Annotated in this window: 10 protein-coding genes; 7 read left to right on the forward strand and 3 right to left on the reverse strand. The window is 72.6% G+C overall.

All coding sequences use genetic code 11. The annotated features are described in order from the left end of the window. The first annotated feature begins 3 nt into the window (after positions 1 to 3). On the forward strand, positions 4 to 888 hold the full coding sequence (sucD, locus tag ACFRKB_RS08215) for a succinate--CoA ligase subunit alpha (protein ID WP_383104263.1): 885 nt from the start codon (positions 4 to 6) through the stop codon (positions 886 to 888). A 110-nt stretch (positions 889 to 998) separates the two neighbouring features. Here the strand turns inward: sucD and ACFRKB_RS08220 are convergent, their stop codons facing one another. After that, entirely contained in the window at positions 999 to 2,480 is a 1,482-nt protein-coding gene (locus ACFRKB_RS08220; protein ID WP_383104264.1) for a helix-turn-helix domain-containing protein, read from the reverse strand. A 116-nt stretch (positions 2,481 to 2,596) separates the two neighbouring features. Between ACFRKB_RS08220 and ACFRKB_RS08225 the strand changes: the two genes are divergently transcribed. Next, positions 2,597 to 4,498, forward strand: coding sequence for a cell division protein PerM (locus ACFRKB_RS08225; RefSeq protein WP_383104266.1), 1,902 nt, complete (start codon positions 2,597 to 2,599; stop codon positions 4,496 to 4,498). On the opposite strand, the gene ACFRKB_RS08230 is transcribed toward ACFRKB_RS08225, so the two are convergent. Then, the gene (locus tag ACFRKB_RS08230; protein ID WP_383104268.1) at positions 4,488 to 5,510 is read right to left on the reverse strand and encodes a hypothetical protein; all 1,023 of its coding nucleotides are present in this window, start codon (positions 5,508 to 5,510) and stop codon (positions 4,488 to 4,490) included. The two genes, ACFRKB_RS08225 and ACFRKB_RS08230, sit on opposite strands and share 11 nt — an antisense overlap. Before the next feature lie 272 nt (positions 5,511 to 5,782). Here ACFRKB_RS08230 and purN point away from each other — a divergent pair, with 272 nt between their 5' ends. Continuing rightward, positions 5,783 to 6,418, forward strand: a complete 636-nt coding sequence (gene purN, locus ACFRKB_RS08235) for a phosphoribosylglycinamide formyltransferase (RefSeq protein WP_383104270.1) — start codon at positions 5,783 to 5,785, stop codon at positions 6,416 to 6,418. Then, positions 6,415 to 7,977 carry a bifunctional phosphoribosylaminoimidazolecarboxamide formyltransferase/IMP cyclohydrolase gene (purH, locus tag ACFRKB_RS08240; protein WP_383104272.1) on the forward strand — a complete coding sequence of 521 codons (1,563 nt, stop codon included), beginning with the start codon at positions 6,415 to 6,417 and terminating at the stop codon, positions 7,975 to 7,977. Before purN ends, purH begins: the two co-directional genes overlap by 4 nt. A 111-nt stretch (positions 7,978 to 8,088) precedes the next feature. On the opposite strand, the gene ACFRKB_RS08245 is transcribed toward purH, so the two are convergent. Then, entirely contained in the window at positions 8,089 to 8,688 is a 600-nt protein-coding gene (locus tag ACFRKB_RS08245) for a hypothetical protein (protein ID WP_383104274.1), read from the reverse strand. A gap of 268 nt (positions 8,689 to 8,956) precedes the next feature. Here ACFRKB_RS08245 and ACFRKB_RS08250 point away from each other — a divergent pair, with 268 nt between their 5' ends. The 3 genes from ACFRKB_RS08250 (at position 8,957) to ACFRKB_RS08260 (ending at position 11,972) form a co-directional block, all read left to right on the forward strand. Beyond that, positions 8,957 to 9,820 carry a bifunctional methylenetetrahydrofolate dehydrogenase/methenyltetrahydrofolate cyclohydrolase gene (locus tag ACFRKB_RS08250; protein WP_383104275.1) on the forward strand — a complete coding sequence of 288 codons (864 nt, stop codon included), beginning with the start codon at positions 8,957 to 8,959 and terminating at the stop codon, positions 9,818 to 9,820. A 31-nt stretch (positions 9,821 to 9,851) separates the two neighbouring features. Beyond that, positions 9,852 to 10,526: a DUF3017 domain-containing protein gene (locus ACFRKB_RS08255; RefSeq protein ID WP_383104277.1), complete on the forward strand. Its 675-nt coding sequence runs from the start codon at positions 9,852 to 9,854 to the stop codon at positions 10,524 to 10,526. A gap of 351 nt (positions 10,527 to 10,877) precedes the next feature. After that, positions 10,878 to 11,972: a helix-turn-helix domain-containing protein gene (locus ACFRKB_RS08260; RefSeq protein ID WP_383104279.1), complete on the forward strand. Its 1,095-nt coding sequence runs from the start codon at positions 10,878 to 10,880 to the stop codon at positions 11,970 to 11,972. Positions 11,973 to 12,093 lie beyond the last annotated feature (121 nt).

A 12,093-nucleotide genomic window follows, 5' to 3' on the forward strand; every position in this document is an offset into this window, starting at 1 on the left:
ACCATGGCTATTTTCCTGACCAAGGAAAGCAAGGTCATCGTCCAGGGGATGACCGGCGCCACCGGCATGAAGCACACCAAGCTCATGCTCGCTGACGGCACCAACATCGTCGGCGGTGTGAACCCGCGCAAGGCCGGCACGTCCGTCGACTTCGACGGCACCTCCGTACCGGTCTTCGGCTCCGTCGCCGAGGCCATCGAGAAGACCGGCGCCGACGTGTCCGTCGTCTTCGTGCCGCCGGCCTTCGCCAAGGCCGCCGTCATCGAGGCGATCGACGCCGAGATCGGCCTGGCCGTCGTGATCACCGAGGGCATCGCGGTGCACGACTCCGCCGCCTTCTGGGCGTACGCGGGCAGCAAGGGCAACAAGACCCGGATCATCGGTCCGAACTGCCCCGGCCTGATCACCCCCGGCCAGTCCAACGCGGGCATCATCCCGGGCGACATCACGAAGCCCGGCCGGATCGGTCTCGTGTCCAAGTCCGGCACGCTGACCTACCAGATGATGTACGAGCTCCGTGACATCGGCTTCTCCTCGGCCGTCGGCATCGGTGGCGACCCGGTCATCGGTACGACGCACATCGACGCGCTCGCCGCGTTCGAGGCCGACCCCGACACCGACCTGATCGTGATGATCGGCGAGATCGGCGGCGACGCCGAGGAGCGCGCGGCGGACTTCATCGCCAAGAACGTCACCAAGCCGGTCGTCGGCTACGTCGCGGGCTTCACCGCGCCCGAGGGCAAGACCATGGGCCACGCCGGCGCCATCGTCTCCGGCTCCTCCGGCACCGCCCAGGCGAAGAAGGAGGCCCTGGAGGCCGCGGGCGTGAAGGTCGGCAAGACGCCGACCGAGACGGCCGGGCTGGCCCGTTCCATCCTCGGGGGCTGAACCTCCGCCTCCCGCAGGCCCGTTACGGCACCACGCGCGTGGGCCCGCACCCTCTTCCGGGTGCGGGCCCACGCGCGTTCGCGGAGGTTCGGCCCCCCGAGGCCGGCCGGTCACTGCGGTTGCGGTACGAGCCGGTGGGGTCCGGTCACCTGCTCGTGGCGGAGCTTCTCGCGCAGCGCCAGGTCCTGCTTGCTCAGCCGCTGCGGACCGCTGGTCCCCGGAACATCGCCGACCTGTTCGCCCGGTGACACCGGCGGCTCGTACTGCCTCGGAGCGGTGGCCAGGGTGAACCCCGTCGCCCCGACGATCAGCACGGTGAAGGCGATGGCCGCCCGCGTCCAGAACCGGGCCCGCCGCTCGCAGCCGGACCTTATGGCCGGCGCCGCCCCCTCCGGGGGTGGTGTCACCGCCCGGACCAGCTCGCCGAGCCGCTCCTGAAGCACCCGCGTGTCGGTCAGTTCGGGCAGCTGCTCGGCGACCGCCTTGCGCGCGTTCAGCAGCCGGCCGGCGGTGGCCGGGGTGCTCGCCTCGGTCTCGGCCGCCGTCTCCGGCAGATCGAGGCCCAGCCCGTCGTAGAGCAGCAGCGTGCGGCGGTACGACAGGGGAAGACCGAGCAACGTCTCGCGCAGCGCCCGCTCTTCGGGCCTCTCGTGTTCGCGGCGGACCGGATCGGGGCGCTCCCGGGGGCTGCGGAGCCGGTGCCAGGGCGACATCGCGTACTCGTACGCGGCGGCCCGCAGCCAGCCCGCCGGATCCCGGTCGACCGCGACCTCGGGCCAGCGCGCCCACGCGAGATGGAAGGCACGCTCGACGGACCGCTCGGAGAGAACCCGCCGCCCGGTGAGCAGATACGCCTGGCGTACGAGGGCGGGCGCGGTGAACGTGTACAGGATGTCGAAGGCTTCGTCGGGCGTACGGGCCTCAAACCCGATGGGGAGCGGGCTGGGCCAGGCGGTGTTGCGTACGTCGGCGACGGGCGCGGCCGGTGCCGTCTCGCCTGCTCCTTTCGCGGGAATCGTACGAGCCGTACGAGTTCCGGTCGCGCCCGCCCTCTTCGCGCTCGCCCCCTTCGTGCTTGCTCCGGTCGTGCTTGCTCCGGTCGTGGTCTTTCCTGTCGCCGCCCGGCTCGTGGCGGCGGGGGTGGTCAGGGTCCGCGCGCTCGCCCTCGGGCCGCGCCCGGCGGCGGTGGGCGCGGTCGGTGGTGCGGCGCCGGCCGTGGGCGCCGCTGAATTCCGCGCCGTACCCACGGCCCGCGTGGACGCGGATGTGCTCCGGTGCCGCGCCGCGGAGCGCTGTGCGGCCGCCCTCGCCGCCTCCCTCCTGGCCCGTTCCTCCTGCGCCGCCTTCTCCCGCAGCTCCGCCGCGATCCCGGCCAGCAGCTTGGCGTACAACTCCCTTTTGCGGCCGCGCGGATCCGTACGCCCGGTCTCCCAGGACCTGAGCGTCGATCGCGTGACGCCCACCGCGGCGGCGGCCTGCTTCTCGGTCATCGGCTTCGACTCGCGCAGTCTTCGCCGTTGTTCCGGGGTGGGCAGCGACGGGGCGCCGGTCTTGGTGCCTCGTGCGGTGCTCTGCGTGGTCTTCTGCGTCATGTCGGGCTCCCCGCAGCACGGTTCTGGGCGAAAAAGCACATAACCGTATATTGGGCGACACGGCGACTATTCGCCTGTTGCGCGAATTAGGCCGGTGTCATGGGCAGCATGACGTCGTGACCCAATTGACCGAACACAGTGCGCCGTTGTCCTCGGCCTCGGCCCTTGAGCGTGGTAGGGCCGCGGCGCTGACCTTCGCCGTTCTCCGAGGAGCCATCGCCGCGTTCCTGGGGCTCGGCGCGATCGCCATGCTGGTGATGGCGATGTGGATCACGTCACCGTTCCCCGACAGCGGTGCGGGCGGTGCTCTGCGTATCGCGGCCGGACTCTGGCTGCTGGGCCATGGCGTGGAGCTGGTGCGCCCGGACACCCTCTCCGGCACCCCCGCGCCCATCGGAGTCGTACCGCTGCTCCTAATGGGTCTGCCCGCCTGGCTGGCGTACCGCGCCGCCCGCGACGCCCTGGAACCCGACGAGGGACGGCCCCAGCTCACCGGCCTCGGCGCCGTATGCACCGTGTCCGGGGGATATCTGCTGGTCGGCGCGGCGGCCGTGCTCTACGCGGGGGGCGGCGCGCTCACCGCGCATCCGCTGCGCGCGGCGCTCACGCTGCCCGTGCTGACGGTGCTCTCGGCGGCGGCCGGGGCATGGACGGCGCATGGGTGTCCACGTGTCCCGCTGCCCCAGCGGCTGCCCGGGGCGCTACGGAGGCTTCTGGCCCGTACGGTCTGGGCGCCCGCGGGACGCCGGGGGGTCGTCGTCGCGGGGCGCTCCGGGGCGGCGGCCTTCCTGCTGCTGGTGGGCGGCGGCGCGCTCCTGGTCGGGGGCTCGCTGGTATGGCACGGAGACCCGGCGCACACCTCGTTCGTCCAGCTCGCGGGGGACTGGTCGGGGCGGGTCGCCGTGCTGCTGCTGGGGCTGGCGCTCGTGCCGAACGCGGCGGTCTGGGGCACCGCGTACGGCCTGGGGCCCGGCTTCGCGCTCGGTACGACGGCGACGGCCACCCCGCTCGGGGTCGTCGGAGCCCCCGCGCTGCCGTCCTTCCCGCTGCTCGCCGCCGTGCCGGAGGGGTCCGGCACGCCGCTGAACTGGGCGGCGGCCGTGGTGCCGGTCGTCGCGGGGCTGGCGGTCGCCTGGTTCACGGTACGGGTGGCCGCGCCGCCGTACGCCCTGCGCGAAGAGGCGTGGAGCGCGCGCGGGACGGCGCTGACGGCGGCGCTCGGGGGCGTCGTGTGCGCCGGAATGACGGCCGTGCTGGCCGGGCTCGCGGGCGGCCCGCTGGGGAACGGCAGGCTGGCGGCCTTCGGTCCCGTCTGGTGGCTGACGGGCGCGGCGGCGCTGGCGTGGACGCTGGCGCTCGGCGTACCGACAGCGCTGCTGCTGCGCCTCTGGCGGCTCCGGGAGCGGCGCCCGAAGGACGTACCGGCGGCGGAACCGCTCCCCGTGGTGGGGGCGGGGACCGGGGGCGCGGAGGCCGGCGGCGCTATGGAGAGGGCGTGGTGGCGGGCGCCCTGGCGGGGACTGACGGGACGGAGGGGACGGAGGGGACGGAGGGGTACGCGCGAGGGCGCGGCGACACCGGGCCCGGGACCACTCGCCACGGCAAAGGGGGGAGAGGCGATCGGCGGCCTGGGCATGCTGGATGTGGCGGAGACGGGGGTGGGCGCGGGGCCGCGAGCGGGCGCGGGTACGGGTACGGGAACGGGAACGGGAACGCGTGCGGGCGTGAGCCCGGGAAGTACGGGAGGCACGGGCGGCACGAGGGCCGCGGGATCGGAGGCATCCGATCCCGACGGCGGTTCCGGTTCCGGCTTCGAGCCGTATGACTTCCTGCCGGCCGAGGCCTGGCACGAGCGCGGTGCGCGCGAGGCGCGCTGGGCGGCGTTCAAGGAGGCGTCGGGCGGGCTGATGGCCGACTTCCGGGCCACGTCGGGGCCGCTCGCGCCGGAGCCGCCCTCCCCCTCAAGGAAAGGCGGCTCCGAAGCGGACGAGGAGGGTCCGGGCGTGGTTACTCCTTGACGCCGAAGACCGGCACCAGCGAGTCGGGCAGCAGATCGTTGCAGGAGAGCTGGCCCGTGGTCGTCAGCGCGTCGTTCACGCACGTGTAGTAGTCGCGGTAGACCAGCTGCACCGTGAAGGTCGTGGCCACGATCGCCAGCGCGATGACGGCCGTCACCAGCCCGCTCACCGCCGCGGTGGTCTGCGGCCTGCCCGACCCCGGGACCGGCGCCCCGGACGCGGCCGGCCCGCCGAACGATCCCGGCCGTCCCCCCTGTCCCGTCTGCGCCGCCTGTGCCGTGGGGGCGGACCGCACCGCTGCCGGGGACGAGCCGCCGGCCGCCGTGCCGTCGGCGTCCGTCGACGGCTTCCTGGACTTGTCGCGCAGCGAGCTGACGCCCCAGTACAGCGCCAGCGCGCCGAGGAGCAGCGCGATCTCCGGGAAGTCGAAGAGCGCGAAGAAGAAGGCCCACATCCCGGAGAGCAGGGCGTAGCGGGCGCGGCGCTGGGCCGGGTCCGTCGGGTCCCAGCGCAGTCCGCCGCGGCCGTCGGGTCCGTCCTTGCCGGAGCCCTGGCCGTGCTGCCCGTTCTGGCCTCCCGGACGGCTGCCGAAGCCGCCCTGGGAGCGACCGGGCTGGCGGCTGCTCCACTGGCTGCCCCAGCCGCCCCGGCCCGGTCCGGATCCGTCGTTCGACGAGTCACCGCCATGCTCGGGACGGCGGGGCTGCCACGGCTGATCGGGCCGGCCCTCGGGCGGCGGCGCGAACGGATTGTCCTCGGCGGAGCCCGACGAACCGGAGCCGGACGAACCGGAGCCCGACGAAGCGGACCCCGACGAACCGGTGACCGGCGTGGACGAACCGGAGCCCGACGAAACGGAGCCCGAGGAGGACGAACCCGCCCCGGCGCCCGTCCCGGAGTGCTCGGGGCTCTCCGAAGGTCCGGTGGAAGAGGACTGGCGTTCCCGCGGCAGCAGCACCGGCCCGGAAGGCGGCGGGATGTGGAGCGCCGTGCGGCGGCGTCGGTCCGGCATCAGGTGAACGTCTTCCCCTCAGACCCAGTGCTCGGGGGTCTTGTCTCGTATGGCCCGTCCCGGAGACGAACCCTGTCCCCAGACGCTACCTCCCGGCCAAGCCCCCGTCCCGTGGGGGCCGCTCGGTGTGCCGGTATCGTTGCTGACGGTCGGCTTCTTCGTAGAGTTCCCCGTATCGGGGGACGTGATTCGTTTGTACGACCACACAAAACCGTACGACGATTCACGCAGCCGCCCGCACAGGCTGTGCTCGCTCCAGAAAGGCGCCCGCCGTGGCCTCCCCGCCCTCCTCAGACCGCCCGGCCCGGCTCGTGGTCCTGATCTCCGGATCCGGCACGAATCTGCAGGCCCTGCTCGACGCGATCGGTGACGACCCGGTGGCCTTCGGCGCGCGCGTCGTGGCCGTCGGCGCGGACCGCGGCTCCATCGAAGGGCTGGAGCGCGCGGAGCGCGCCGGGCTTCCCACCTTCGTGTGCCGGGTGAAGGACTACCCGAGCCGCGACGACTGGGACGCGGCGCTCGCCGAGGCGACGGCGGCGTACGAGCCGGATCTGGTGATCTCGGCCGGCTTCATGAAGATCGTGGGGAAGGAGTTCCTCGCGCGCTTCGGCGGCCGGTGCGTCAACACCCATCCCGCGCTGCTCCCCAGCTTTCCCGGTGCCCATGGTGTGCGCGAGGCGCTCGCCTACGGAGCGAAGGTCACCGGCTGCACAGTCCACTTCGTCGACGACGGTGTCGACACCGGCCCGATCATCGCGCAGGGCGTGGTCGAGGTGCGGGACGAGGACGATGAAGACGCTCTCCATGAGCGCATCAAGGAAGTCGAGCGACGCCTGCTCGTCGAGGTCGTGGGGCGTCTGGCCCGGCACGGCTATCGCATTGAGGGACGAAAGGTAACGATCCAGTGACCGCCGAAGGTACGAAGCGCCCCATTCGCAGGGCTCTGGTCAGCGTCTACGACAAGACGGGACTGGAAGAGCTGGCCCGCGGGCTGCACGAGGCGGGCGTCACCCTGGTCTCGACCGGCTCCACCGCCGGGAGGATCGCCGCCGCCGGGGTGCCGGTCACCAAGGTCGAGGAACTGACCGGCTTTCCCGAGTGCCTGGACGGCCGGGTCAAGACGCTGCACCCGCGCGTCCACGCCGGCATCCTCGCGGACCTCCGGCTCGACGCTCACCGCGAGCAGCTCGCGGAGCTGGACATCGAGCCCTTCGACCTGGTCGTGGTGAACCTCTACCCGTTCCGCGAGACGGTCGCCTCCGGCGCCACCCCCGACGAGTGCGTGGAGCAGATCGACATCGGCGGGCCCTCGATGGTCCGCGCCGCCGCCAAGAACCACCCCTCGGTCGCGGTCGTCACCAGCCCCGCGCGGTACGGGGACGCCCTCGGCGCCGTACGGGACGGCGGGTTCGACCTGGCGACGCGCAAGCGGCTCGCGGCGGAGGCGTTCCAGCACACCGCGGCGTACGACGTGGCGGTGGCGTCCTGGTTCGCCGACGGCTATGCCGCGCAGGACGATTCGGGTTTCCCGGACTTCCTGGGCGCCACGTACGCGCGGAAGAACGTACTCCGGTACGGCGAGAACCCGCACCAGCCCGCCGCGCTCTACACCAGCGCCGAGGGCGGTCTCGCCGAGGCCGAGCAGCTGCACGGCAAGGAGATGTCGTACAACAACTACACGGACACGGACGCCGCGCGCCGTGCCGCGTACGACCACGCCGAGCCCTGTGTCGCGATCATCAAGCACGCCAATCCGTGTGGCATCGCGGTCGGTGACGATGTCGCCGAGGCGCACCGCAAGGCGCACGCCTGCGACCCGCTGTCCGCGTTCGGCGGGGTGATCGCCGTCAACCGTCCGGTCTCCGTCGCGCTGGCCGAGCAGGTCGCCGAGATCTTCACCGAGGTCATCGTGGCGCCCGGTTACGAGGACGGCGCGGTCGAGGTGCTGGCCCGCAAGAAGAACATCCGCGTACTGCGCTGTCCCGAGGCCCCGTCCGCGTCCGTGGAGGTCAAGCCGATCGACGGGGGCGCGCTGCTCCAGGTCACCGACCGGCTCCAGGCCGACGGCGACGACCCGGCGAACTGGACCCTGGCGACCGGCGAGGCGCTCTCCGAGGCCGAGCTGCGCGAACTGGCCTTCGCCTGGAAGGCGTCCCGCGCGGTCAAGTCCAACGCGATCCTGCTCGCCAAGGACGGGGCGTCGGTGGGCGTCGGCATGGGCCAGGTCAACCGCGTCGACTCCGCGAAGCTCGCGGTGGAGCGGGCGGGCGAGGAGCGGGCGCGCGGTGCGTACGCAGCGTCCGACGCCTTCTTCCCGTTCCCCGACGGGCTGGAGATCCTGCTGAACGCGGGCGTCAAGGCGGTGGTGCAGCCGGGCGGTTCGGTCCGTGACGAGCTGGTCGTCGAGGCGGCGCGGAAGGCGGGCGCGACGATGTACTTCACGGGGACGCGCCACTTCTTCCACTGAGACCCCTTCCACCGAAACGCCGGAAGGCCGTAAAACCCGCTGGGGGACGGGTATTACGGCCTTCATGCCTGCTGCTCGGCGCGGCGAGCTAAGAGACGCACTGCCGGGGCGTCAGTGGCGCGGGTTGTTGAACCACGCGGCGCCGTCGGACTTTCCGACGAAGACGGCGATCAGGATGGCCAGGACCGTGTAGATCAGGCCGAACCCGACGAACGGGTAGATGCCGAGGATCGCGACGACGATGCCGAACACGAGGGCCGTGACACGGACACCGCTGCCGCCCTTGGCGAACTTCACGGCGAGGTAGATCGAGATCACGGTGGTCAGCACGGCGATGACGGTCATGCCCCAGAGCAGGCTGCCCGAGTAGTCGGCGAGCTGCTGGAACTGCACGTCGTCCTGGAGCTGGGAGTCGTTCTTCGCGGCGGAGACGGCCACGGCGGCCAGGGCGAAGATGATGGTGCCGATCAGGCTGAGGCCGAAGATGACCCACAGCATGACGCGCGCGGCCTTCACCCCGCCCGGCATCTCGGTCGGGGCGCCCGGGAAGCCACCGCCGCCGTACGGCTGGACCGGCGGCGCCTGCGGGTAGCCGTAGCCGGGCTGCTGCGGCTGGCCCTGCGGGTAGCCGTAGCCCGGCTGACCCTGGGGCTGGCCGGATCCGGGCTGGCCCTGCTGGCCGTACGGGTTGTTGGGGTCGCCGAAGCTCATGGCGGGGTTCCTCCGTTGGTAATGCGGGGACGGTGCGACCCACGTGGAGGAGGAACTTCTCAGAAGTGAGCGGTCTGCCCCCCGTCGACGGCCGCGTACTGCGTCCGTAATCGTGTTATCTACCTCTTATTTTGTCCAGTCGCTTTGGGTGGGCGTTGTGCAAGTGCAACCTCGCGCGGCGCCTGTGGCGGGAGGGGTGAACCCCCAGGTCGTCTCACGAGATGCAGCGAATTGGAACCGGGGAGGGGTCATCCGCGAGGATGGGGGTATGAGCGCCCAGATTCTCGATGGCAAGGCCACCGCAGCCGCGATCAAGTCCGATCTGACCGCCCGCGTGGCGGCCCTCAAGGCGCGAGGTGTCACCCCCGGCCTCGGCACGCTGCTGGTCGGTGACGACCCCGGCAGCCGCTGGTACGTGAACGGCAAGCACCGCGACTGCGCCCAGGTCGGTATCGCCTCGATCCAGCGCGAACTGCCCGACACCGCCTCCCAGGCGGAGATCGAGGCCGTGGTCGCGGAGCTGAACGCCAACCCCGAGTGCACCGGCTACATCGTCCAACTGCCGCTGCCCAAGGGCATCGACACCAACCGGGTGCTCGAACTGATGGATCCGGTCAAGGACGCGGACGGGCTGCACCCGATGAGCCTCGGCCGGCTGGTGCTCAACGAGACGGGCCCGCTGCCCTGCACCCCGTACGGCATCATCCAGCTGCTGCGCCACCACGGCGTCGAGATCAAGGGCGCGCATGTCGTGGTCGTGGGCCGCGGGATCACCGTCGGCCGCTCGATCCCGCTGCTGCTGACCCGTAAGTCGGAGAATGCGACGGTCACGCAGTGCCACACCGGCACCCGCGATCTGTCGGCGCACCTCAGGCAGGCCGACATCATCGTGGCCGCCGCCGGGGTGCCGCACATCATCAAGCCCGAGGATGTGAAGCCGGGCGCGGCCGTCCTCGACGTCGGGGTCAGCCGGGACGGTGCCGGCAAGATCGTCGGCGATGTCCACCCGGACGTGGCGGAGGTGGCGGGCTGGATCTCGCCGAACCCGGGCGGTGTCGGCCCGATGACCCGCGCCCAGCTGCTCGTCAATGTGGTCGAGGCGGCCGAACGCGCCGTCGCGGACGCGGGCTGAACGCGAGCCGAACCGGAAAGGGGCGCCACTGATGGGTGCTGGTACGAGCGCGGGCGACGCGGCCCGGTCGCGGCGCGGGACACGGCAGGCGCCGGAGGCCGACGGGCAGGCGGTCATGGAGCCCGGACCGCGGACCGCGAAGGACACGGCGGGCACGAACGGTGCGGCGGGCTCGAAGGGCGCGGCGGGCGCGGAGAGCACGGGACGTACGGAGAGCACACGCCGTACGGCCCCCGGCCAGGGCTCCGTGACCGACGCCCCGGGCGCGGGCGACGCCCCGGACACTCCGGACGGGACCGGGACCTCGGAGCAGCGCGGCCGGCGGTTCTCGCTCACCCGGGACACCGCACGGCCCGAGGGCGGCGGCCGGGCCGCGCCCTCGGACGCCCCGGCGCCCGCCCGGCAGTGGCCCCTGCTCAGCGTCCTGGGGACGACCGGTCTCGGACTGCTGATCGTCGGCACGCACCCCTTCGCGGAGGCGTTCCGGATCGGCACCATCCTGATCGGCGTGGCCCTCATCGGCGGCGCTGTCCTGCGGCGCGTACTGCCCTCCGTGGGCATGCTGGCCGTACGGTCGCGCTTCACCGACATGCTCACGTACGGCCTGCTGGGGCTCACGATCGTGCTGCTCAGCCTGATGACGCAGCCCAAGCCATGGCTGGAGATCCCGTTCCTGGAGGACGTCGTCCACTCGACGGTTCCGTAGCGTCGAAGGTCCCCTGGCGCGGGCCACGGCCTGTGACGGCGCCCGTCCCCTCCCCCGAGGGAGGACGGACGCCGTCGGTCTGTAGCGATGGGATAAGCGTCATGTACCGGCCAAGATCATTCAACCGTTCTCTGGTGCCTGTGGCACGGAAGTGACCATTCCGCCGTGGTGTGATCAAAGGGCAACGGATGCGAGACTGTGCGGGGTTCGGTACGGGGGCGCGCAACGGGGCGTGAAGACCGCCCCGAACGCTCCTGTGCGCTGCGGGCCGCCGGGGAGGGCAGCCGGCGGCGGGGGACGACAGCGCGGGGCAAATCCACCACGTGCGGGGGGACAAGGGGGAGGCACAGAATGCCTCGTTGGAAGGCGCTGCCGGAGGGGCTCGATCCGGAGATCAGCGAGTTCACGAGCCAGCTGCGCGGGCTCGTCGACCGCAGTGGCCTCAGCATCGCCGCCGTGTCCGACAGGACCGGCTACAGCAAGACGTCGTGGGAGCGCTATCTGAACGGGCGGCTGCTCGCGCCCAAGGGCGCGATCGTCGCGCTGGCCGAGGTGACCGGCACGCATCAGGGGCATCTGACCACGATGTGGGAGCTGGCGGAGCGCGCCTGGAGCCGGTCCGAGATGCGCCACGACATGACCATGGAGGCGATACGGATCTCCCAGGCGCGGTCGGCGCTCGGGGAGTTCAGCCAGAACCCGGTCGGCGGGTCGGGCGCGTCGAGTGGGTCCGGCACGGCGGGCCGGTCCGGCGGGCCGGGCGGGCCGGCGGGCGCAGGCGGCCCCAGCGGTCCGGGGGACCGGCCGGCCGGCGCGACCGTCGACTTCGGTGCCCTGCGCGGGCCCGGGGCGCCCTCCGTACCGCAGCAGCGGGGCCCCGGCGGTCCGCCGCGGCCGGGCGGCCCGTCTTCCGCCGGGCCGGCGCCGGCGGAGGGCCGTCGGCGCGGCCGGCGCGGGATGACGGTCTTCGTCGCGAGTGCCGTGGGCGCGGCGCTGGTGGTGGCCGCCGCGGTGCTGCTGACCGATATCGGCGGGGACAGCGGTGAGCGGACCGTCGCCGATTCCCCGTCGCCCTCGCCGTCCAGCAGCGCCCCCGAACTGCCGGCCGGGGTGAAGTGCGGCGGTGACGCCTGCACCGGGAAGGACCCCGAAGAGATGGGCTGCGGCGGCGAGTTCGTCGAGACCGTCGCCAGCGCGACCGTCGGTACGGCCCTGATCGAGGTCCGCTACAGCAAGACCTGCTCGACGGCCTGGGCCCGGATCACCAATGCGGCCGTGGGCGACGAGGTGCGGATCACCGCGGGCGGCGAGACGAGCGGCCAGACCGGAGAGGTCGAGACGGCCACGAACGCCTACACCCCGATGGTCGCCGCACCGGACTCCGCGGGCGCCAAGGCGTGCGCGACGCTCGCCTCGGGCGAGACGGGCTGCACCCCGGTACGGTGACCCGGGCCCGGCCGGAGGGGACTTGGGGCGGGTACGGACACGCCTGGGACGAGTACGGACACCCCTGGGACGGGTACGGACACGCCTGCGACGAGTACGGAGCCGTCGTGGCGGCCGTCGC

The sequence above is a fragment of the Streptomyces scopuliridis genome, from assembly GCF_042790125.1.
GTDB lineage: Bacteria > Actinomycetota > Actinomycetes > Streptomycetales > Streptomycetaceae > Streptomyces > Streptomyces scopuliridis_A.

Bases quoted from the DNA above. Each gene is read 5' to 3' on its own strand.
- ACFRKB_RS08250 (WP_383104275.1), top strand. From the start codon at position 8,957: ATGAGCGCCCAGATTCTCGATGGCAAGGCCACCGCAGCCGCGATCAAG.
- ACFRKB_RS08245 (WP_383104274.1), bottom strand. From the start codon at position 8,688: ATGAGCTTCGGCGACCCCAACAACCCGTACGGCCAGCAGGGCCAGCCC.
- ACFRKB_RS08220 (WP_383104264.1), bottom strand. From the start codon at position 2,480: ATGACGCAGAAGACCACGCAGAGCACCGCACGAGGCACCAAGACCGGC.
- ACFRKB_RS08230 (WP_383104268.1), bottom strand. From the start codon at position 5,510: ATGCCGGACCGACGCCGCCGCACGGCGCTCCACATCCCGCCGCCTTCC.
- ACFRKB_RS08260 (WP_383104279.1), top strand. From the start codon at position 10,878: ATGCCTCGTTGGAAGGCGCTGCCGGAGGGGCTCGATCCGGAGATCAGC.
- sucD (WP_383104263.1), top strand. From the start codon at position 4: ATGGCTATTTTCCTGACCAAGGAAAGCAAGGTCATCGTCCAGGGGATG.
- ACFRKB_RS08255 (WP_383104277.1), top strand. From the start codon at position 9,852: ATGGGTGCTGGTACGAGCGCGGGCGACGCGGCCCGGTCGCGGCGCGGG.